The 21,617-nt window shown below is 64.1% G+C and carries 18 protein-coding genes and 1 tRNA gene; 7 read left to right on the plus strand and 12 right to left on the minus strand.

Going from position 1 to position 21,617, the window contains the following annotated elements; translation table 11 throughout:
- Positions 1 to 253: 253 nt before the first annotated feature.
- Entirely contained in the window at positions 254 to 736 is a 483-nt protein-coding gene (locus tag IEX32_RS12635; RefSeq protein WP_188771897.1) for an RDD family protein, read from the plus strand.
- Here the strand turns inward: IEX32_RS12635 and IEX32_RS12640 are convergent.
- Both IEX32_RS12640 and IEX32_RS12645 read right to left on the minus strand, forming a co-directional pair.
- Positions 733 to 3,270 (minus strand): ABC transporter permease, encoded by a 2,538-nt coding sequence (locus IEX32_RS12640; protein ID WP_188771936.1) that lies wholly within the window; start codon positions 3,268 to 3,270, stop codon positions 733 to 735. The two genes, IEX32_RS12635 and IEX32_RS12640, sit on opposite strands and share 4 nt — an antisense overlap.
- The gene (locus IEX32_RS12645) at positions 3,263 to 3,973 is read right to left on the minus strand and encodes an ABC transporter ATP-binding protein (RefSeq protein WP_188771937.1); all 711 of its coding nucleotides are present in this window, start codon (positions 3,971 to 3,973) and stop codon (positions 3,263 to 3,265) included. The genes IEX32_RS12640 and IEX32_RS12645 overlap by 8 nt, the downstream gene beginning before the upstream one ends.
- A gap of 37 nt (positions 3,974 to 4,010) precedes the next feature.
- Here IEX32_RS12645 and IEX32_RS12650 point away from each other — a divergent pair, with 37 nt between their 5' ends.
- Complete coding sequence (locus IEX32_RS12650; RefSeq protein WP_188771898.1) at positions 4,011 to 4,757, plus strand: arylesterase; 747 nt, start codon at positions 4,011 to 4,013, stop codon at positions 4,755 to 4,757.
- Here the strand turns inward: IEX32_RS12650 and recF are convergent.
- Both recF and IEX32_RS12660 read right to left on the minus strand, forming a co-directional pair.
- Positions 4,734 to 5,849 (minus strand): DNA replication/repair protein RecF, encoded by a 1,116-nt coding sequence (gene recF / locus IEX32_RS12655; RefSeq protein WP_188771899.1) that lies wholly within the window; start codon positions 5,847 to 5,849, stop codon positions 4,734 to 4,736. The two genes, IEX32_RS12650 and recF, sit on opposite strands and share 24 nt — an antisense overlap.
- 51 nt (positions 5,850 to 5,900) lie before the next feature.
- Entirely contained in the window at positions 5,901 to 6,704 is an 804-nt protein-coding gene (locus IEX32_RS12660) for a queuosine precursor transporter (RefSeq protein WP_188771900.1), read from the minus strand.
- Between the two features lie 154 nt (positions 6,705 to 6,858).
- Between IEX32_RS12660 and IEX32_RS12665 the strand changes: the two genes are divergently transcribed.
- Positions 6,859 to 6,935 (plus strand) — tRNA-Arg (locus IEX32_RS12665).
- 96 nt (positions 6,936 to 7,031) lie between these two features.
- Here IEX32_RS12665 and IEX32_RS12670 read toward each other — a convergent pair.
- Together IEX32_RS12670 and IEX32_RS12675 are read right to left on the minus strand one after the other, a co-directional pair.
- Entirely contained in the window at positions 7,032 to 8,906 is a 1,875-nt protein-coding gene (locus IEX32_RS12670) for an alpha/beta hydrolase fold domain-containing protein (protein ID WP_188771901.1), read from the minus strand.
- A gap of 381 nt (positions 8,907 to 9,287) precedes the next feature.
- The gene (locus IEX32_RS12675) at positions 9,288 to 9,728 is read right to left on the minus strand and encodes a phasin family protein (protein ID WP_188771902.1); all 441 of its coding nucleotides are present in this window, start codon (positions 9,726 to 9,728) and stop codon (positions 9,288 to 9,290) included.
- Positions 9,729 to 9,954: 226 nt separating this feature from the next.
- On the opposite strand from IEX32_RS12675, the gene IEX32_RS12680 reads away from it, so the two are divergent.
- The gene (locus tag IEX32_RS12680) at positions 9,955 to 10,710 is read left to right on the plus strand and encodes an SDR family NAD(P)-dependent oxidoreductase (RefSeq protein WP_188771903.1); all 756 of its coding nucleotides are present in this window, start codon (positions 9,955 to 9,957) and stop codon (positions 10,708 to 10,710) included.
- A gap of 24 nt (positions 10,711 to 10,734) precedes the next feature.
- Here IEX32_RS12680 and IEX32_RS12685 read toward each other — a convergent pair whose 3' ends face one another.
- Together IEX32_RS12685 and IEX32_RS12690 are read right to left on the minus strand one after the other, a co-directional pair.
- A complete protein-coding gene (locus IEX32_RS12685; protein WP_188771904.1) occupies positions 10,735 to 11,043 on the minus strand; it encodes a hypothetical protein in 309 nt (102 codons plus the stop codon).
- 54 nt (positions 11,044 to 11,097) lie between these two features.
- Complete coding sequence (locus tag IEX32_RS12690; RefSeq protein WP_188771905.1) at positions 11,098 to 11,751, minus strand: carboxymuconolactone decarboxylase family protein; 654 nt, start codon at positions 11,749 to 11,751, stop codon at positions 11,098 to 11,100.
- A 153-nt stretch (positions 11,752 to 11,904) separates the two neighbouring features.
- On the opposite strand from IEX32_RS12690, the gene IEX32_RS12695 reads away from it, so the two are divergent.
- Positions 11,905 to 13,074: an alpha/beta hydrolase gene (locus tag IEX32_RS12695; protein ID WP_188771906.1), complete on the plus strand. Its 1,170-nt coding sequence runs from the start codon at positions 11,905 to 11,907 to the stop codon at positions 13,072 to 13,074.
- A gap of 20 nt (positions 13,075 to 13,094) precedes the next feature.
- Here the strand turns inward: IEX32_RS12695 and IEX32_RS12700 are convergent, their stop codons facing one another.
- Together IEX32_RS12700 and IEX32_RS12705 are read right to left on the minus strand one after the other, a co-directional pair.
- Positions 13,095 to 14,630 (minus strand): wax ester/triacylglycerol synthase family O-acyltransferase, encoded by a 1,536-nt coding sequence (locus IEX32_RS12700; RefSeq protein ID WP_188771907.1) that lies wholly within the window; start codon positions 14,628 to 14,630, stop codon positions 13,095 to 13,097.
- 143 nt (positions 14,631 to 14,773) lie between these two features.
- Positions 14,774 to 15,184: a hypothetical protein gene (locus IEX32_RS12705; protein ID WP_188771908.1), complete on the minus strand. Its 411-nt coding sequence runs from the start codon at positions 15,182 to 15,184 to the stop codon at positions 14,774 to 14,776.
- 73 nt (positions 15,185 to 15,257) lie between these two features.
- Here IEX32_RS12705 and IEX32_RS12710 point away from each other — a divergent pair, with 73 nt between their 5' ends.
- Both IEX32_RS12710 and IEX32_RS12715 read left to right on the plus strand, forming a co-directional pair.
- Positions 15,258 to 16,865 carry an HAD-IB family hydrolase gene (locus IEX32_RS12710; RefSeq protein WP_188771909.1) on the plus strand — a complete coding sequence of 536 codons (1,608 nt, stop codon included), beginning with the start codon at positions 15,258 to 15,260 and terminating at the stop codon, positions 16,863 to 16,865.
- Positions 16,862 to 17,707, plus strand: coding sequence for an alpha/beta hydrolase (locus IEX32_RS12715; protein WP_229736358.1), 846 nt, complete (start codon positions 16,862 to 16,864; stop codon positions 17,705 to 17,707). The genes IEX32_RS12710 and IEX32_RS12715 overlap by 4 nt, the downstream gene beginning before the upstream one ends.
- 2 nt (positions 17,708 to 17,709) lie before the next feature.
- On the opposite strand, the gene IEX32_RS12720 is transcribed toward IEX32_RS12715, so the two are convergent.
- Together IEX32_RS12720 and IEX32_RS12725 are read right to left on the minus strand one after the other, a co-directional pair.
- Complete coding sequence (locus tag IEX32_RS12720) at positions 17,710 to 20,091, minus strand: glycerol-3-phosphate 1-O-acyltransferase (RefSeq protein ID WP_188771910.1); 2,382 nt, start codon at positions 20,089 to 20,091, stop codon at positions 17,710 to 17,712.
- 23 nt (positions 20,092 to 20,114) lie between these two features.
- A complete protein-coding gene (locus IEX32_RS12725; RefSeq protein WP_188771911.1) occupies positions 20,115 to 21,125 on the minus strand; it encodes an NAD(P)H-dependent glycerol-3-phosphate dehydrogenase in 1,011 nt (336 codons plus the stop codon).
- Positions 21,126 to 21,617: the final 492 nt, after the last annotated feature.

A 21,617-nucleotide genomic window follows, 5' to 3' on the forward strand; every position in this document is an offset into this window, starting at 1 on the left:
GGGCGGAGCGCTTGCCGGCCCTGCGCAAGGGAGGAGGCGCGGGCGGGCAGACTGACGCAGGGGTGCGAGGCCGGGAGGCTCTCGCGCCCCCTTTTCCTTTGATTATAAACGCAAATTCGCGTGAATTCACCGCTTGCCGGAAGCGGGGTTTGCCTTATGTTGTCTGGCTATCAGGGAGCGGCCGCGTCTGCAGTGCGACGACCCGGCCGCCTCCATGCGCGAATTCTCGCGCGGGGCAAAGACAGGGGGCAACATGCAACCTTATGGTGGTTTCTGGTGGCGAGTGCTCGCCTACATCATCGATACGATCATTCTGAACATCGCGATCAGCATCATCAGTGGGATTTTCGGGTTGGGAATCGGCACCAGCATGATGATGATGGAAAGCGGCCAGGAGAGCATCTACTCCGCGGCGCTTCTGATGAGCATCCTGCTCAGCATGGTGCTGACCTGGCTCTATTTCGCGATCATGGAAAGCTCGCCGCTGCAGGCTACGCTCGGCAAGCTTGTGGTGGGCGTAGTGGTGACGGACCTTAACGGCAACCGGATCAGCTTCGGGCGCGCGACGGGCCGCTATTTCGCCAAGATCCTGTCGTCGATCATCCTGTTCATCGGCTTTATCATGGTGGCCTTTACCGAACGCAAGCAGGGCCTGCATGACATGGTTGCCGGCACGCTGGTCTGGAAGACCCGCGATCCGCGCGCGCTCGTCTCACATGAGGAAGTGTTCCGCTAAAGTTCCCTCAGCGCCTGTGCCGGTTTCGCCCGCAGCAGCGGCAGCGAGCCGGCCAGCGCGAAGGTGAGGATCAGGGCGAGGCCCGCGCCGAGCACGGCGATCATGCGCGGCCAGTCGGGCAGCCAGTCGAACTCGAAGAGCTTCACGATCACCGCCCAGGCCATCGCGCTGCCGCTCGCCAGCGCGACAAGGGCGAGGATAAGCGCGATGAAGCCGTACTCGGCCAGTTGCAGCGCCAGAAGCTGCGCCCGGCTCGCGCCCAGTACGCGCAGGATCACGTTGTCATAGGTCCGGCTCGCCCGCGCGGCGGCGATGGCCCCGAACAGCACGGCGAGCCCCGCCAGCACCGCGACCGAGGCGGCGGCGAGGATCGCGGTCGACATCTGGTTCAGCAGCGCGCGGGCGTCGCGCAGGATGCCGCCGGTTTCGATCACCGACGTTGCGGGGAAGGCCCGCACCAGCCTTGGCAGCAGGCCGGCGGTGGACGTGCCGGGCGGCACCTCGATCGTCGCGGCGAGATTGTGCGGTGCATCGGCAAGCGCATTGGGCGAGAAGACCAGGACGAAGTTGAAGCCCATCGTGTCCCAGTCGATCCGGCGCAGCGCGGCGACCCTGGCCGTGCGCTCGACGCCGAGCAGGCCGATGGTGATGTAGTCGCCGACTTCCAGCCCGATGGCATCGGCGAATTCCTCATCGAGCGAGACCAGCGGCTCGCCCCGATAGAGTTCGCTCCACCACTTTCCGGCAGTGACGGTGCTGCCCTCGGGCACGTTCGCCAAGTACGTCAGCCCGCGCTCGCCGCGCAGCGCCCAGCCGCCTTCGGGAATTTCCTCCAGGTCGGAGACGCGGGTCATCCGGTCCTTGGGGCCATAGGCGAGGATGCGGCCGCGCATGTTCGGCACCATGCGCAGGACCGCACCCGGAACGGTCTGCTCCACCGCATCGCGAAACGCGCCGGCGCGGTCGCGCGGAATGTCGAGCACGAAAAAGTCGGGCGCGCGCGCCGGGACGGTCTTGCGGATGTTGGCTTCGAGGCTGGTCTGCACACCGGCGATCAGGACAAAGGCGGAGAGGCCGAAGCCAAGCGCGGTCACCAGCGCCCCGGTCTGGGCGCCGGGGCGATGCAGGTTGGCAAGACCGGCGCGCAGCATCGGGTTCGCGGGGCGCGGAAGGCGGGCGGCGAGGGCGGAGATGCCCCGGCCCAGCAAGGCCAGGACCGCGAGCATCAGCGCGGCCCCGGCGAGAAAGCCCATCGTCACCAGCGGCTGCGCAGCATTCACGAGAGCAAGCGCCGCGATCGCGCCGAGCCCGAGGCCCACCGGCAGCAGGAGCGCCTTGCGGTCTGCCGCAAGCGGCACTACCCGCGCACGCATCAACGCCATCGCGGGAAAGGATCGAGCGCGCACCAGGGGTGGCGCGGCGAAGACGAGCGCGACGAGCAGGCCATAGGCGGCGGCCGTCGCCAGCGCTGCCGGCGACACGGTAAAGCCGGTTGCCACGGGCAGCAGCGTGCCCAGCGCCCCGGCGAGCAGCGGTGTCACCAGAACGCCGGCGGCGAGACCCGCAAGGCTTCCGGCGAGTGCCGCCGCGCCGATCTGCAACAGGTAGATGCGCGCGATGTCTCCGCTGGTCGCGCCCAGCACCTTGAGCGTGGCGATGGAAGTGCGCCGGGCCTCCAGGTATGACGAGACACCTCCACCGATCCCGATGCCGGCAATGACCAGCGCGGCGAGGCCGACGAGCACGAGGAACTCCCCCATGCGGCGCACGAAGCGCTCGGTCGAGGGCGCGGCCCTGTCGCGCGTGCGGATCTGGAAGCCGGCTTCGGGGAAGCGATCCTCCAGGTCCTTTTCCACCGCTTCCGGATCGCGCGCGCCGCTGAACTTTACCCGCGTCGCGCTTCGGTACATCGCGCCGGGTGCGGTCATTTCGGCACGCTGGGGCAGATCGAGCGTCGAGATCGCAAGGTCGCCCAGCGCGAAGCCTTCGCTGAGCTGTTCAGGGTCGGCGGCGATGATTCCGCCGACTTTTTGCGCTTGGCCTCCGATCGTGAAGGTGTCGCCGACCTTGAGCCCGAGCCTCTCCGCCGTCCCTTCCGCGATCCACGCCGTTCCTTCGGGCGGCGCGCCGACATTGCGGCCATCCTTGAGTTCGAGCCTGCCGTAGAGCGGCCAGCGCTTGTCGACCGCCTTCAGCGCGACCGGCGCGGTCAGGTCGCCCTTCTGGGCGATGGCCTGCATTCTGAGGCCTTCGGAGACTTCGCCCAGCGGCTCCAGCGCCTCGCGTTCGGCCGGGGTCAGCCCGCGCTGCCAGACGCGCAGCTCGATGTCGCCGCCCAGGATCTGCTTGCCCCTGACCGCAAGCTCGCGCTCGATCGAGCCGGTCAGCGTGCCGATCGCGGCAATCGCGCCCACGCCGAGAAACAGGCAGACGAGCAGCAGGCGCAGCCCCTTGAAACGGGCCGAGAGATCTCTTCGGGCAATAGTCCAGGCGGTGCGCCAGGCAAGCGTGCGCGGTGAGGGCCGCTTATCCACCGCTGTCACTTGCGATCCTTCCGTCCGCCAGTGTCACGATCCGCTCACAATGCTGCGCCAGCGTTTCATCGTGCGTGATGATTGCCAGCGTCGCGCCGGTTTCTTCGCGGCGGGCGAAGAGCAGGTCGATGATCGCGGCCCCCGTTCCGGCGTCAAGATTGCCGGTGGGCTCGTCGGCAAAGATCAGCGCGGGGCGCGGGGCCAGCGCGCGGGCGATTGCCACCCGCTGCTGTTCGCCGCCCGAAAGCTGCGCGGGATAATGCGTGAGGCGATGGCCGAGGCCGACGGCGGTCAATTCCGCCTCCGCCCGCTCGCGGGCTTGGTCCATGCCTGCCAGTTCGAGCGGCGTTGCGACGTTCTCGTGAGCGGTCATCGTCGGCAAGAGGTGGAAAGCCTGCAGCACCACGCCGATCCGGCCACGGCGCGCGCGGGCGAGGGCATCCTCGTCCATCGCGGCGAAATCCTCGCCCGCCACTGTCAGCGCGCCGGAACTCGCCCGCTCCAGCCCCGAAAGCACCGACATCAGCGAAGACTTGCCCGAGCCGGACGGGCCGAGCAGCGCCAGTGTCTGCCCCTGCGGCACGGTGAGATCGACGCCCTTGAGTATCTCTACCGCACCGCCGCCGTTCCCGAGGGTCAGGCGCAGGTCGCTGGCAACGATCGAGGGGACTGCGGAATGGGAAGGGCTTGTCACCGGCCCCATATGGGATAGCAAAGCGCGATCCTACAAGGAGAAAACCTTGCGCCGCCTGACAATCGCGTTGCTGCTGTCCCCGCTTTCCCTTTCCGCCTGCGACAAGCCCGCGTCTCCTTCGCCCGAGCAGACGGGAAGCGCGCTCGACGCACCCCCGCAAGTTCCGGTCATGGGGCCGGAGCGTCCTATCCTGGCCTTCGGAGATTCGCTGTTGGCAGGTTATGGTCTCGAGGACGGCGAGAGCTATCCCGACCGGCTGGAGCAGGCCTTGCGCGCGCGCGGCATCAACGCGCGGATAACCAATGCCGGAGTGTCGGGGGAAACCACGGCGGCCGGGCTCGAACGGCTCGACTTCACGCTCAAGAGCCAGCGAGAGAAACCTGACCTTGTCATCATAAGCCTTGGCGGCAATGACATGCTGCGCGGCCTGCCGCCCGCCACGACGCGCGCGAACCTCGATGCCATCCTGATGCGGCTCAGGGATGAGAACATCCCGGCGGTCCTGCTGGGCATGCTGGCGGCGCCCAATCTGGGAAAGGACTACGCGGCCAGGTTCAATCCCATCTATCCGCAGCTCGCCCAGAAGTACGACGCGGCGCTGGTGCCGTTCTTCCTTCAGCCGGTAATCGACAAGCCTGATCTGATGCAGCCCGATCATGTCCACCCGACGGCGCTGGGGATCGATTCCATCGTCGCGGCGACGGTGGATGATGTGGCCGATGCGTTGCCGGAGGAAAACGCGGCACCGCCTGCCCCGAGTTCCTCTGCTTCAGAGGAGGTCGGCGGGGGGTGATGAAGTCCGCCGCACCGACCCGGCGCTGACCTCCCAGATCGCCGCTTCCCCTGCGATCGCTTCGAACGGGGCGAGTTCGGTGCCGGTCAGCCAGACTTGTGCCGAGCCGGCCCGCAGGCGTTCGAACAGGGCCTCGCGCCGCAGCGGATCGAGATGCGCTGCCACTTCATCCAGCAGCAGCAGACGCGGGCGTTTCTCTGCCTCCCCCTCGAGCAATTGCGAGTGCGCGAGCGCGATGGCTATCAGCATCGCCTTCTGTTCGCCGGTCGAGCATTCGGCGGCGAGCTGGTTTTTTCCGGCCATGGCGACGGCCAGTTCGTCTCGATGCGGCCCGGTGAGGGTGCGCTGCGCGGCGCGGTCGCGGGGGCGGCCATCATGCAGGGCGCGGGCAAGCGCCTCGGTTTCGACCGGACCCCCAGGCTGGTAGTGCAGCGAAGGCCGGGCAAAAGGTGACTCCGGCAGCACTGCCAGCACGGCTTCGAGCCGACCGACCAATTCCGCGCGCGCCGTAGCCACCGCGGCGCCCGCTTCGGCGATCTGCGCCTCGATGGCATCGAGCCAGCGTGGATCGGGCGCGGTTTCGTCCGCCAGGAGACGGTTGCGTTCGCGTAGCGCGCTTTCCAGCCGCGTGGCGTGGCCCGCATGTTCGGGGCGCACGGCGAGCACCAGCCGGTCGAGAAAACGACGCCGCGCGCCCGCGCCTTCCACGAAGAGCCGATCCATCGCCGGGGTCAGCCAACCGATCGACAGCCACTCGGCGAGCCGCACCGCCGGCGCCTCCGCGCCGTTGACCTGGACGATGCGGCGTCCCGGCCGCTCCGCCGCGACACCGGTACCGAGGCGCACCGGCTCCGCGCCCGGCGTCATCAGCGACGCGCTGACCGCAAAGCCGCCGTCGAGCCCCTGCGCGGGCATGTCGGCAAGTCCCGCGCGGCGCAGGCCCCGTCCCGGCGCGAAGAGCGATATCGCTTCGAGTACATTGGTCTTGCCCGCGCCGTTCTCGCCCACCAGCAGGTTGAACTGCGCGGTGCCCTCAACCAGGGTTTCGCGGTGGTTGCGAAAGCGCGACAGGAGAATGCGGTCGAGAGCCATTGCCCGCGTGCCTAGCCGCAGATTGCCGCCAATGCGAGCCTGTGGGCGGTTTCAGACCGCATCCGTCTTGGCGAAGGGCGAAAAGTCGATGTTCTCGTCATAGACGTCCACGCCCTCGCGGCCCTTGAGCCAGCCGACCACGGCATAGGTGAACGGCGTCAGGATAGCTTCCCAGGCGACCTTGAGCGCCCAGTTGGTGACCATGACGACAAGGATGGACTGCGACGTCCAGACGCCAAGGAATGCCACCGGATAGAAGATCGCGCTGTCCACTGCCTGTCCGAACACGGTCGAGCCAATCGTGCGGGTCCACAGCAGCCGGCCTTTTGTCCATACTTTCATCTTCGCCATGACGTAGGAATTGACGAACTCGCCCGCCCAGAAAGCGAGCAGCGAGGCGAGCACGATGCGCCAGGTGCTGCCGAAGACCGAGACATAGGTGGACTGGCAGACCGTCCCCGCGTCGTTGGTGCCCACGATGCCGGCGAAGAGCGGATCGGCACTGGCCGCACAGCCCCAGTCGGACGAGGGCGGCATGGCGACGACCACGAAACTCATGAATGCCATGAAGATCAGTGCGAAGAACCCTGCCCAGACGCAGCGACGCGCATTGCCATAACCATAGACCTCGGTCAGCACGTCGCCCAAGACATAGCTGACCGGGAAGAACAGAATGCCCGCGCCGAACGTCCAGCCGCCGATGGTCGAAAGCTTCGCCGCTCCGATCAGGTTCGAGAGCAGCAGGATCACCACGAAGGCGGTCATCACGTAGTCGAAATAGCGGAAGTGACGGCGCGCGCCGGACCGGCCGTCGATGCGCGTAAGATGATGGCGTGCGTCGGGGGCTGTGCTCATGGCCTGTGCGTAACCTGCATCGCCGCACCGCGAAAGCGCACTTTCCACACGTCTCGCGGTTTGCTCCGGCGCAGAAGCACGCTATGGGGGGCCTCGCGCGCGCCCACGTAGCCTCCTGTGGGCTGCCAGCGAGCCGTGTTGCGAAGCGTATTGGGGCCCCGTAGCTCAGCTGGATAGAGCATCGGTCTTCTAAACCGAATGTCGCGTGTTCGAATCACGCCGGGGTCGCCATCGCGTTCGCCCTCCGACGCAACAGGGCACGTTACCGCGCCGGGGAAAGCGGGACGCACGACATGTGCTGCGTGAAGCGGGCAACAGCCGGGAAGGCTATTTTCCGACGCAGTCCGCCAACGCCCGCTTCTCGACCTGTTTTTCGATGAAGCTCACGATTCGCCGCAATGCCTTGCGCGCTTCGGGCAGCATGCCGAACAGCATCCAGTCGTGCGGCATGTCGTGCCACACCTCGCATTCGCATTCGCCGCCTGTTCCGCGAATCTTGGCGGCCACGCGCAGGGCGTCGTCGAGCAGGATCTCGATGCTGCCGACCTGGATGATGATCGGCGGCAGACTGGAGAGATCGGAGAACAGCGGCGATGCCAGTGGATGATCGACAGGCGTTTCATCGCCCAGGTAGACTTGGGTAATGAAACGGTTCTCGTCGTTCGGCAGTGTGGGGTCGTTCCAGCTGTTGTGTTGCCGCGACAGGCCGGCGTAACTGAGATCCGAGACCGGCGAGAGCAGGACACCCGCCAGCGGCAAGGGAAGCCCGGCATCGCGAACCGACACGAGCGTGGACAGCGCCATGCCTCCCCCGGCGGAATCGCCCATGACGACGATCTTGTCGGCCCGCGTCCCCTGAGCCAGCAGGTAGCGGTAAGCCTCGATGCAATCGTTGAGCCCCTTTGGAAACCGGTACTCCGGCGCGAGGCGGTAGTGAACGAGCAGGACCCTTGCCCCAAGCTTGCGCGCCATCCGCGCAGCCATCAGGCGGTGGGCCTGGGTCGGGCGCATTATGAACCCGCCGCCGGGGAAGAACAGTACCGTGCAGCGAGTCTCTGCCCCCTCGATCGAGATGAACTCGCCGAAGGAATGATCGAACTCCACCGTTTCCACGCGCACGTCGCTGGCGAGTTCCGGGATGAACCGTTCGATCGCGGTGCGGGGGATTTCGATGTTCTTTGTGGGAATTTCGTACTTGATGGCCTGCGGCGTGCTCGAAAAGCGCTTAACCGTTGCCCGGAGCATCAGATTGACTACATGCGCCTGCCAGCTCGCGGCCGTCGAATCGGTGCGATGGGAGGTGGAAAAGCTGCGATATTCCGCATCCATCGCCTCGCCCACAGGGGCGATCGTCGCACGGGCCGCGTGTTCCACGGCCTCGAAGACCTGCCGGGACGCGGCGTTGGCCTCCCGCAGGGACGACTTGGACCAGCCAACCGCCCGGTTCAGGAATTCTGACGCATCGCGCGCATTGAAGAGCGACAGCGCGCCATCCAGGTTCGCGCGCATGACGTCGAGCATGCCATTGCGCAGCGCGGAATGGATCGCGCCGATCCCGCTCGTGATGGCCGTGGTCGATTCGAGGAGGACGGCTGCCGTTGCCGTGGCGTGGCGGGGTGCGGGGGATCCTATTTCGCGCACTTGATTGACGAAAATGTCGAAAAGGGCACGATAGTCGTCTTCGACGTCTTCGCCGAAGACCGGATCTCCTGATGCCAGGCCGGTTTCGTAGATGGTTCGCCAGTCTTCGGTGCGGAGCGCGTTTTTGGCGACCGCGAAGAGCTTGTGCTCCTCGTGCCGGAAATGAGCCAGCAGGTGGTCGGAATATTCATGCAGCGCGTGAACCACCAGGTGATCGGTGCTCCACGTACCTTCGGTGGTGCGCGAAAGCTCATCGAGAATGCGATTGCCTTCCTGGCGCAGTTTCTCGTGCTCCAGGTCCGTCATGCCAACCAGTTCGGCCGCCTCGGGATCACGCATGCGGATCAGGTCTATCAACTGATCCTCGCGGGCATGGTGACGTTCGTCCACGAAGTCCACCATGTACTGGAAAACGCTTCGGGCGATCTCGAGGTCGCAAGACGTCGCGGCAGTGAGGCCATCGAGCCGTTCGGTCAGCAGGTTCATCAGTTGCGACGCCCGGCGATGATCGCGGCAAAGCGCATCCAACGCCAGTTCCGACGCCTTGTTTGAAGATCCCATCAGGTGTTCACTCGCGCCATACTGCGGCAAGTCGTGGTAAACGGAAGGGCTTGTCAAGTTGTGGTTTGCTTGTTCCAATTGCAATTCCAACCGTTTGTTTATGATTTACGCGACCGGTCCCCTTCATGCAGGGTCAACCAGCCATAGTAAAGCCGGCGGCTTGCACTTGATCCGGAAAAAAGGGGGGGCGCCAGGGGCGGGGTGCGGCCTGCCGCCGGGCCGGCGCGGGCCCCGCGCCGGGGAGGCGGTACTGATCGTTTGGTGTTGTGAGCGGTTGAGCCAGGCCGCAGCGTGGTATTGGCACAGGGGTGCCAGAAGGCTCGGCCGAAACAAAAACAGCCGACCCAAGGGCCGACTGTCTTGTTTTCAGTGCCTGCAGGGTCAGGCGGCCTTGCGGAACAGATCAAGGTTTGCCTTGACGCGATCCTTGATCATGGGAGCGAGCTTGCCCGAGAACAATCCGCGCAGCGCTTCGCGGTTGCGCTTGTTGGCGGCCTGAACCGATTCGAGCTTGCGTGCGGCCTGCTCACCCTGGAGGCGGATGAATTCCGGCATCGACTTTACCTTCGACAGAGCATTGGCATCGTCAGCCAGCGCGACAACGGCCTTGCGGCCATCGGCGACGTAAGCAGCGCCGATTTCCTTGATGCCGCCCGACAGGATCTTGCCCGATTGGACGACTACCTCGGTGTTGGCCTTGATCACGTCGTTAGCCTTGGCGCTGGCAGCCTTGGCTTTGCCGGTTGCTTCTTTCACTTTGGTTTGGGCCTCGGCCAGCTTGGCGCGCAGATCCGAAGCGGTTTTGCTCTTCTTGGTGGTCACGATACGGTTCCTTTTCTCTTCCAGTCCAGATAGCGTTCTTCGCGAGGGAGGAGTGATTCCGCTCTCGGGTTATGCTGCACTGCAACATAGACGAATCGGACTGGCTTGCAAGAGAAATTGTGCAGCGCAGCATAGAGGTGCATTTGGCGGGCAAAATGGCTCCGCGAACGGGCGTGCGTAGACAAGGCGATGGCCGCGAAAATTGGGCGGATAGGAAAGGACGAAAATGACGCGTTCGCTAAACGGTAAGGTCGCGGTGGTGACGGGGGCGGGGTCGGGTATCGGCAGGGCGATCGCGATTCGTCTGGCCGAGGATAAGGCCGGAATCGCGGTGTGGGACATCAATGGGGAAGCCGCGAAGGAAACCGCCGCGATGATTCGCGAGCAGGGCGGAACCGCCCTGGCCCAGACTCTCGACTGTTCGGACAAGGACGCGATCTCGCGCGAGGCGGAGATTACACGGCGGGAACTCGGAACGCCGGCCATCCTCGTCAACAATGCCGGCATCGGGCCGTTCCGTAAATTTCTGGAGACCGACGATGACCTGTTTGACCAGATCATCCGGATCAACCAGCGCGGCCCCTGGCTGATGACCAAGGAGTTTCTCCCGGCCATGCTGGAAGCGGGGTGGGGACGAGTGATCAATATCACTTCGTCTTCGGTTCAGTCCGGTTCGCCCGCGCAGAGCGCCTACGTGTCGTCCAAGGGCGGGCTGCTCGGCATGACCAAGGCGCTGGCGCTGGAATTCGCGGCGAGCGGAGTGACCTTCAACGTGATTCCGCCCGGTGCGATCGACACTCCCATGTTGCGCAAGGAAGTGCCGATCGACATGGAAGTCTATGCCCGGACGTTGCCGATGAAGCGGCTTGGCAAGCCTGAAGACATCGCGGGTGCGGCGGCTTATCTTGCTTCGGAAGAGGCCGGTTACGTCACCGGCCAGACCATCAGCACCAATGGTGGCCGCTACATGGGATCGCACTGAGTCCGAATGTCGGGAGGGGCCGGGTCAGGCGACCCGCTGCCCTTTCAGTGGCATCTCGCCGAACATGCCGGCCTTGATGAAGCCGACCAGGCTGTCGCCTTCGATGATGACCTCGCAATCGACCTTCATTTTCATCGGGCTGGTAACCTGCATCTCACAGAGCAGCATGTTGGCGTCGATCGTGCCTTCGGGAATCTCCACCGTGCCCAGCATCTCGTTGCTGAGAGATCCGGTGAAGGTCTCACCGTCCTGCGAAGGAACCACGACAAGGGTTCCCGTTTTCGCGCCCATCGGCGTCTTGAGCGTGCATTCATAGGTTCCAGCAAGCGACATTGCCTGAATATTCCTTTTCCTGGGTCGGCCGGAGCCGTGTTTTGAGTCTACGGCCTAGCGGCTGGCTAGCAGCTCTTCGGCAAAAACCTGCTGACCGTCTTCCGGAGCGACGCCGATGCTGTTCAGGATCCATGCCAGCATGGCATAGCTTCCCATGAAAAACAGCAATTCTAGCAACGTCTGTTCGTTATGGGTTGAGGCAAGGGCGTTCCAGGTCACGTCGTCAATGTGACCGGTTTCCTTCAGCTGGTCCACGGCCCGGATGGCATGGGCTTGCTCATCCGTCCAGATCGGATCCTCGGCGCCTCGCTTGACCGCTTCGATGTGCTCGCGCGTGAGGATCCCCGCACCTTCCGATTGCTGCACCTTGCCGCTTCTGTACGCCTCGACATATTCGGGGTCGATCTTCTGCCCGAACAGGCTGAACTCAACATGCTGCGACCACTCGTAAGGCGAGCGATAAAGATAGGCCAGGCGAAGAATAACGATTTCGCGCAGAGCAGGGTCGACTTTCGATTTCATGAGAAGGCGGCCGCTGAACTTGAAGAACGACGTCCCCAACTTCGGATGGCGAGCCAGTGTCAGGAATACGTTTGATTTCGATCCATTCTCGTAGGCTTCCGGCCCTTCAAACAAGGTGAACATCGTTCTGACCTCGTGGTCCCATTGTTCGCGGGGTAAAGGGGGGATGCGGCCTACTTCAGGCATCAGTTCGTTCTCCCAACAGTCAATTATTATGAGGCATGATATAATGCTTGCAAGATCAGGCAAGCGATACATGGCGTGGAATGCAGAATCTCGGGGCCGCACGGGGCGCCGTGTCCGTCGTCGCCCGTTCTCCCGCAATGAAGGATTGAGTCCATGACCTGGATAGCGTTGGCCTTGCTTGTTTTTGCCGTAGCGGGAAGCCTCTCCGCGACGCCGGACAGGCTTCCTGCCGTCCTGCTCGGCTTCTATTGGTTGGCCTCGTTGATGGGGCAGCTTTTCGCCTTGCCACTATGCCTGTTGGCTTTGGTCTGCGCGATGTTCGCGCAAGGATGGGGGATTGGCGTGGCCTTGCTGGCGGCAACGGGGTTCGGGTGCATCCATTGGCGCAACCGCCGCGCCGCGCGGCTGCTGCTCGATGTCGTCGAGGAGACGGAACTGAAACTGCCGCTTCACGCCGGTCTGACGCCGTTCGCGACGGGAAAGCGGAAGACCACGCGGCTTCGAGGCATCTCCTATGGCCCCGGCGGAAAGCGAAACCTGCTCGACGTGGTCCAGCCTCGCAAGCCGCGGGACGAACCCGCCCCAATCCTGATCCATTTCCATGGCGGCGCCTGGACCGTGGGAGACCGTGACCAGCAGGCAAAGCCGCTGATTCATCATATGGCGGCGCGCGGCTGGGTGTGTTTCGATGCAACCTACAGTCTTGGTCCGGCCAGCCGGGGGCCGGACTGGATCGTCGACGCGTTGAGGGCGATTGCCTGGGTGCGCGCCCATGCGGCCGAATATGGCGGCGACCCGCCGCGTATTGCGCTGACCGGCGAGTCAGCGGGGGCCCATCTTGCCGCGCTTGCCGCGCTCGCCCACGACGATCCGCTCTTGAAGCCCGGATTCGAGGCGGCGGACTGTTCGGTTCGGGCGGCAGTGCCGCTCTATGGCCGCTACGACCTGCTCGACCGCGATCACACGCTCAAGCGCAACCACGCAGCGGTGATCGACAAGTACATGGCCACCAAGGTCATGCCGGGCCCGGTCCACGACTGCCGGGACTTGTGGCACGCGCTCAGCCCTCTGGATCGGGTGCGGCCCGACGCTCCGCCCATGCTGATCGCGCATGGGACGGCGGACACCATGCTGCCCTGGCAGGACGCGCGGACTTTTGCCGATGCCCTGCGGCAAGTATCGCAGGCGCCCGTTCGCTTCTGTGCTCTGCCATATATCCAACATGGCTGGGATTCGGCGGTTTCGGCGCTGACCTGGGGACATGTTCGCGCGGTCGCCGCATTCCTCGCCCCGCTGGAGAATGCGGGACGGGAGCGCGGTTGAGGATTGTCGCGTATTCCTGCCTAGGCAGGGCGCGGCGACTTCGCGCTGGCCCTTGGCTTGCGGTTGGCCGCGCTCTTCGCGGTGCGCGGAGGTGACGCCTCGCGCTTCTTTGCGGCAGCCTTGGGTTTGCGTGCCGTCGGCGCGGGCGCTTTGCCACGTTCCGCGACGGCCGCAGCCAGCTCTTCGTAGGATTCCTGTATGCATTGCCCATAGAATTCGGAATCGGGCATCAACTCACGGCAGGCGCTGAATCCGATGGACAGAATCCCTGAAAGGCTGGTGATCGCGTGGATCAGGCCGATGCCGTCCGCGCTCGGCCCGGCGGCGAAACCGGCCACATAGCGCGCACCGAGCAACGATTTGGGCTCCATCGGGCCCGGAACATTGGTTATCACGGCGTTCGACATGATCATCAGGTCGTTGGCCGGCAGTGTCATCATGGTGCGCATGGCAAGGCCAATGAGCATGCCCGGCATGGCGGCCGTCGTCTTGGCCAGCGTTCGCGCATCGACTGCCTTGTTGTAGGCCTTGACCTCGCGCATGACCGCGCCCACCGCCTCGACGCGTGCAACGGGGTCGGCGATGTCGGTATGGGCCGGTATGAACGAGAAGCTTAGCTGGTTGCCCCCGGTCCCCTCCTGATCCTGCGTGCGCATGGAGATAGGAACCGTGACGACCAGCGAGGTGTCGGGCAGCTCACCTTTGTCGGTGAGGTAGCGGCGCAGTGCGCCGCCGACGATTCCAACCACAACGTCGTTGACCGTTGCCCCCGGGATGGCGTTCTTGATCCGGCGGATATCCTCGAACGCGAAGCTTCGGCCGTCGATCACCTTGTGGGGCGTGACCGGGCTGTTGAAGCGGGTTTTCGGTGCCTTCACCTTGGCCGGCTTGATGATCTCTCCCGAATTCATCTTCCGTCGGTCGCTGGCGATCGTGGGGAGGTTGCGCAAAAGCGCGTTGGCCAGCTTCATCGGGCTGGAAAAACTGGAGCCGATGGCCTGGCGCAGCAAAGTGGCCTGGTCGGGCACGGGCTCTGCCTCCCATGGCTCGGTCGGCATCTTCGCCTGGGCGATGCTTTCGTCTTCGAGCAGCGCGGTCACCATCTCCATGCCCGATATGCCGTCCACCGCTGAATGATGCATCTTGAACAGGAGGGCGAAGGTTCCCTTCGGGACGTCGTCCATGTTGTCGAGCCCCTCGACGACCCAGGCTTCCCAGAGCGGTCGCGACATGTCGATTGGCAGCGACATGATCCGGTTGGCTGTCGTCAGGAACTGGCGCCGCGTGCCGGGACGGGGCAGGGCGGCTTGCCGGACGTGGAATTCGAGATCGAAGGAATCGTCGTTGATCCAATAGGGGTAATCAAGGTCCATCGGAACGCGCACCAGCTTTTCGCGAAAGCCGCGCGCGAGCGGGATTCTGCGCCGGAAAAGGTCGACTATGGATTCGAATGTCACCGGCTCTTCGGCGGTCGAAGGATCGAAGAGAAAGATCATCCCTATATGCTGCGTATTGCGCGAAGGTTGTTCAGTCAGCACGAAAAGTGCGTCGGCCATTTCGAGTTGCCTCATGAACTCCAGTCCCTCCCTGTTCGCGCAAAAGTCGGATCGATTCGACTATCGACCGCGATCCGCGGCATTGCCAAGATGACGAATGCCATCTGGCGAGCTTTCATTCTATAGGGTACCGAGGTTTCAATTCATAGCATGACAACGGGGACATAGATCATGGCGGAAACGACGGGGCGAGAAGGCGCGAAGCAGGGCGGCAGCGTGTCCGGGGCAAGTGACAAGGCTGCGGCGACAAAGCCAGGGACCGTTGCTGCCTCCGAGCAGCCCGGCGGTTCCAAATCCGCCAAGCCGCCGCGCGCAGTAGCCGGAGCCGCCACCCGAAAGTCCTCGACCAGGCCGGCAGCCGCGAAGAACACGGCGAAGAAGCAGCCCGCCCCTGCCGCGAGAGCGAAGGAGGCGGCCAAGCCGGCGGCCGCGAAGGACACGGCGAAGGCGAAACAGCCCGCCGCTGCAGCCGCGAAAGCGAAGGGTTCGGCCAAGCCGGCAGCGAAAGCGAAGCCGGCAACCAGATCCGTTGCGAAACGCAAGAGTTCGGCCAATCCCGTCGCTCCAGAGGGAGGCATGCGGGACAAGCCGGCCGCTACCGCGTCAGCGCCTCGATCCGCGAAAGCCGTGGCAAAAGCCCCGAAAGGCGGGAGCACGCCCAAGGGCGGCAAGTTCGGTCTCGACAAGGTGGGCGCGAACTTGCTCGACCCGATGACTTACGTGAACGCCTATACCGGGATGGCCAGCAAGGTGCTGACCAACTTGGTCCCCGGCGTCGAGATTTCGCACACCGACGTGATCGAGCAGATCCGCCAAGGGCCGCAAGGCCCCGATGTGATCGCGGCCTTCGATTTCGACGGGACGCTGATTGGTGGTTACAGCGGCAGCATGCTCTTCAACGAGCGCAAGAAGCGCAAGGAAGTCTCCAAGGAGGAGATGACCGAATCGATCACCATCATGTTCAAGACGATGGCCAAGATGGTCGAGGCGAACGAAATGGTCGCTCATGCCTTTTCGAAGTGGGAGGGCAAGAGCGAGGCCGATATGGAAGAGCTCGGTGGGCTCATTTACGAGAATACCATCCAGGACGCCATCTTCCCCGAAATGCGCGAGATCCTGCAGGCGCACCGGGATGCCGGGCACACCATCGTCGTGGCCACCTCGGCGAGCCGGTATCAGGCGGAGCATGCCGTCAAGGCGCTGGGCATCGAGCATCTCCTGTGCTCCGAACTTGAGGTCAAGGAGGGCAAGCTGACTGGCAAGCTGGCCGGGCAAACCCTGTTCGGCGAGGGCAAGGCCGCCGCCATCAAGGCCTTCGTCGAGGGGAGAGCCTGCGCGATGGCGAACACCCATTTCTATGCCGACGGTTCGGAGGAAGTGGGGCTGATGGAACTGGTCGGTTCACCGCGCCCCGTAAACCCGCGAAGCAAGCTGCGTGAGGCAGCCAAAAAGAACAACTGGCCGATCCTGAACCTGAGCAGCCGCGGAAGCGCCAAGCCGATGGATTTCCTGCGCAACATAGCCGGGATGGCGAGCATTGGGGCCATCCTCCAGACCGGCCTCGCCGCGGGGGCCTTCACAGGCGACAAACGCACGATCGCGAACACGGTCATGCCGGCCTGGATTACCACGCAGATGAAGCTGGCCGGGGTCAAGATGCGGGTGTCCGGCAGGGAGAATCTCGCCCGCCGGCCGGCGGTGTTCATTTTCAACCATCGCAACTTCTACGACGGAATGATCGCCGCTGCGCTGGTCCGCACGGACTATGCGGCGATCGCGCGCGAGGAGATGGGCCAGACCGCCGTTGGCAAGCTGATCCAGAAGATCATGCCGACGGTTCTGATCAAGCGCGGCACCGGAAGCAGGGGAGAAGCCGCCAAGGCGCTGCGGCCCGTCGTCGAGGCGATGAACAAGGAAGGTTATTCCGTGTTGCTCTCGCCCGAAGGAACAAGGACCAAAGGCAATCTCAATTCGGTGGGTCCCTTCAAGAAGGGCGCATTCCACATGGCCATGGCCGCAGGTGTGCCGGTCGTGCCGATCGTTATCCGCAACGCCCTCGACATCGCCGGACGCAACCAGGGGGCCATGCGGCCCGGCATCGTCGACGTGGCGGTGCTGCCGCCGGTCTCGGTGGCGGACTGGACGGCTGGAAACATGGCCGAAAAGATCGAGAGCGTGCGCCAGATGTACATCGACACCCTCAATGATTTTCCCGCGCCGGACGATACTGAGTGATCGCAGTGACTGGAGGGGAATGGGATCTGCCCGGCAGTGGCGGGATAGCGCTGTTCGCGCAATCGTGGCTGCCCGAAGGCGAACCGCGTGACATTGTTGTCCTCGCGCATGGCTTCGCCGAGCATTCCGGCCGCTACGGCAACCTTGTCGAGCGGCTGGTTCCGGCCGGTTATGCGGTCCATGCCATCGACCATCGCGGGCACGGCCGTTCGGGCGGCGAGCGCGCGATGATCGATTCGATGGAGCGGGTCTGGACCGATCTTGACCGGTTCGTCGATGCGGTGCGTTCACGCCACACCAATGCCCGGGTCAAGCTTCTGGGACATTCGATGGGCGGGTCGATTGCGTTCGGTTATGCGCTGCGCCACCCGGAGAAGCTTTCCGGCCTGATCCTTTCCGGGCCGGCCATGGGTGCGCTCGTGTCACCGGTGCAGCACTTCATCCTCAAGATGATCGCCGCTATCGCGCCCAGGGCAGGGACGCTGGCTCTCTCGCCCGAATCGGTGAGCCGCGACCCCGACGTAGTCAGCGCCTATGTTGCCGACCCGCTTGTGACGGTCGGCAAGGTGCCGGCGCGGACCGCGATGGAGCTGCTGGACGCAGCGCGGTCATATCCCGCGCGCGCTGAGCAGATGACCCTGCCGCTCCTCGTCCAGCATGGGGGTGCCGACATACCCGTACCTCCAGCAGACAACGCCGCGCTCTATGCCGGGATTGGATCGGCGGACAAGACGATCCGCATCTACGATGGACTCTATCACGAAATCTACAACGAGCCCGAGCATGCAGCGGTGCTGGACGACCTCGTCGCCTGGCTCGAGGCGCATCCGGCGCCCGCCTGACGTCATCCGCCCTGCGTGCTTGCGCGCGGGGCATTGTCCTCGGCGATGTCAACGCGGCGCAGCATGGCGCGCGTCTGCGCCGCGGCCTTCGCGCGCCGGCTGGCAAGGTCGGCCGCCGGCTCGACCAGTCGCAGGTTCCGCACAAGCTGAACGCCGGTCGCGAAAAGCGGGCGGGAAACCGATTCGGGGTTGCGCAATTCCCCTTCGAGCAGACGCTGGCGGCCCATTTTTTGGCAGGTTTCGATGAAGCCCGGTTCGTCGAACGGCGCATCGACCGGCAGGTTTTCAAGGGTATCGAACACCACCGAGTAGGCTTCGATGAACGGCCGCAGGACGGCATGCGCCACGCCGAGCCGATACACGGCGCGGTGAACGGTCACGGGATCGCTGCCTTTCCGCAGCAGTTGCACCCAGTCGGGGTTGATACGGTTCATCTCCTCCTCAAGGCTCTCCTCGAACACCGGGCGCTCGCGGAAGAAGAATTCGAACTTCAGGGATTCCCGCAAGCTGAGCGCGGCTTCCCAGAAGCTTGCGCGGCGGGCCTCGGGTGGGGATTCCGCGGCGACCAGCAGAGCCAGCTCGCCAATGGCGCGATCGAGCACGAAATGAAGCATCGAATTACGATAGAAAGCGGCGGCAAGATGTTGCCCCTCGGCTATCGAATAGACCGGCTCCAGCAATCCCTTGTCAGAGCGTGTGACGACGCCGGTACGCTGAAGTTCCGCAAGCACCTTTTCGATGTCGGCCGGGTTGTCGAGCTGTGCGCTTTCGGTAAGCGGCTGGTTGCGATCCCGCGCCTGCCGGACCAGCAGGCGGACATAGGGAGCGATGCGCCCCATCGTCACGGCCCGTTGCCCGGCTGCCAGCAGCGCGAAAGTGACGATCGCGATGCCCGTGATCGGCGTCACCTGGTTGGTCCGCCACGAGACCGCCAGCGCGAGTTTCTGGAGAGCGAGGCGCGCCTCCGGGGTATCTCCATCGGCCTGCGGGTCCGGCGGCCCGAGGGCGGCGCGCATCGACAGGGGCTCACCGAACCGCATGTAGACCCTGCCTTGCCGTTCGTTGGCCTTCTTCTGGCTCTTGAGCATCCAGGCGAGGTTTTCCGCTTTCTTGGTCTCGCCCAATGCCTCGCGCGCGAAGTCGGAAACCTCGATAGCCTGATCGTAGATGATCGAGATCGGCACGAGCATGAGGTCGTCCAGCCGCCCCTGGCGATAGGCTTCGGCGGCATAGGCAAGCAGCCCCAGCTTTGGCGGCAGCAGCTTGCCCGTGCGCGATCGGGTGCCCTCTGGAAACCATTCGAGGTTGAAACGCTTCTCGATCAGGTACCCCAGCCATTCGCGAAGCGCGAACTTGTAGACCGGGTTGTCGCCGATGTTGCGGCGCAGGAACACTCTTCCTGCGCGGCGCATGATCGGGCCGACCGGCCAGTAGGACATGTTGATCCCGGCGAACAGGGTAGGGGGTGGCAGCCTGTGCTGGGCGAGTACGGACTCGAGCACCGGACTGTCGAGATTGGTCTTGTGCGAAGGCAGCAGGATGACCGGGTGGCTGGCGAAGACCCGCCGCAGCATCTCGATTTGCTCAAGGTCGATGTCAACCTCGCCATAGGCTCGCGCATACATGCGGTGGAAGGCCTTGGCGGCAAGGTCCAGAACGAAATGGTCGTGGGCGGTGCGCAGTTCCTCAAGGCACTCCATCGCAGAGGCGGACACCTGATCCTCGGCGAGGCCAAGTTCCGCGGCGAGCTTGGTAATCCCTTCGCGGAACCGTGGCGTGGCAGCCACGTCCTCCTTGTGCACACGGGGCAGCTTGTAGCGGGCGCCCCGCGCCTGATACTCGGCATGTTCGAGCGCGAGCTCCGCCTGGCGGGCGACGAAACGGGCAAAGCCGCTAGGGTTCCCGTCCGTGTCGCTGCCGGACTGGAGGCGCCACCGCTCGCGCAACTCGCCGATTGTTGCCGGCCGCCCCTCGATTATCTGCCAGCGTCCTTCGTCACCGGCTGCAAGACGCGCCTTTTCGCGTTCGCCGGGGTTGCGGGGGTTGCGCAGGAGCAGTGCGTCCCGCCAGCGCGGAAGGTTTTGGCCTGATGCCTTCGATACCCTCCAGATGACCCGAACGGGGGCCAGCATGACATGGTCGTCAAGATTGTCGTTCGCGGTGAGAGCGACAACGAGGCCTTGCGGTGTCGGGGCATCCGGCGACCGTTCGTAGTGGATCGCGCTGGCTGTCGCCCCGGTGCCGCCAACACCCCTTTTGGTCAGCCATCGGTCCAGCAGTTCGCGCTCGGCCTTGCCTTGTGAACCGGCAAGATAAACGGTGATTTCGGGCTGGCGTGCCGCGTTGCCGGCCTGGGTGTCGAACTGCAGTGACTGGGTGGCCAATAATCGTCTCCCGTGATGTGTTCTCAGCCCGGTTCTGCCTCTGAACGTGCGCCGCGGCGCAGGAGTCCCCGAAATGCGGCGCGTGGACTTCGTCCCTCGTGAATGACTTTATAAACTTCTGTGATGATGGGAACTTCGATTTTGTGTTCCCTTGCCAGTTCGTAGATCGGACCGCAGCTTTTGACGCCTTCTGCCACCTGGTTCATGCTCTTTACGATGTCTTCGAGCTTGCGTCCGGTGCCCAGTTCGAAGCCCACCGTGCGGTTGCGGCTCTGAGGGCTGGTGCAGGTTGTAATAAGGTCGCCCAATCCGGCGAGGCCCGCGAAAGTCTCCGGATTTCCGCCAAGCGCCACGCCGAGTCTGGTCATTTCAGCGATGCTGCGGGTAAGCAGGGCGCTTCGGGTATTGATGCCCGCGCCCAGGCCGTCGCCCATGCCCGCGGCGATTGCGAAGACGTTCTTGAGAGCGCCGCCCAGTTCCGAACCGACCAGATCAAGGTTGCTGTAGACCCGGAACATGCCGCTGCGGAACAGGCGCTGCAATTGCTCGACGATAACGGCATCTTCCATGGCAAGGACGCTGGCCGCCGCCAGCCCGTCGACAATCTCCCGCGCCAGATTGGGGCCAGTGAGAACGCCGAGCGGGTGGCCGGGCAGTTCCTGTCCGATCACTTCGGTCATCCGCAGCCCCGTGCCATTCTCGAAGCCCTTGGCAAGGCTGATTACCGGAACCCAGGCACGGACATGCCGCGCGGCATTTCTCGCGGTCTCGCGCATGGCTTGCGACGGGACGCCCATGATCAGGACATCGGCCTCCGCCACGGCTTCGGCCATGGAGGCCGTCGCGCGCAGGTTGCGATTGAGCCGCAGGCCGGCAAGATAGCGGCTGTTCATGCCGCGTTCGTTGATCTCGCTGACGACTTCCGGATCACGTGCCCATAAGGTTGTCGGCGATCGGCCTGCCAGAACATGCGCGACCGTGGTGCCCCATGAGCCGCCTCCCAAAACGCCAACCCGCAACCGCCTTTGAGCCAATCCCGAATCCTCCCCTTGCTCGTTCTTAGTTCACGGCCCCTGAAACCGCGACCCGTTCTTTGTCGGTCGGGGGGGCGGAGAGGAAGGTAATTCCACCTCCCATAGCGGCAAATGCGCGAGTTCCTGCCCCTGGCGTCCGGCAAATGGACTTCGTTATCCGCTACGACGATGCCGTTAATCAAGGGCTTGACCTTGCGCGGTACAAACTTTTTCGAAGCAGCGCCTCCATTGCCACGCTCCGTGCTCCGTCCGGGGCACCTTTTTCAGGTTGCGGTACAGCTTGCCAATAGAGATGGGTCGAATTCCAGTCAAAGTTTCTGGATGCGTGGGAAAAGTGCTGTATGTCATGGTACGGATCCGCCCGATCCAAGCGTTTGTACGTGACGGATGGCGGCGCCGCGTAAACTTTGTCTTGAAGTAGGACGCGGATCACTGGGGCATGTCCGGTTTGGATGTTTGCGGATTAAAATATTGAAATTCCGTCATCTGAAT

It is taken from the genome of Novosphingobium endophyticum (assembly GCF_014640675.1).
In the GTDB taxonomy this organism is placed as follows: domain Bacteria; phylum Pseudomonadota; class Alphaproteobacteria; order Sphingomonadales; family Sphingomonadaceae; genus Novosphingobium; species Novosphingobium endophyticum.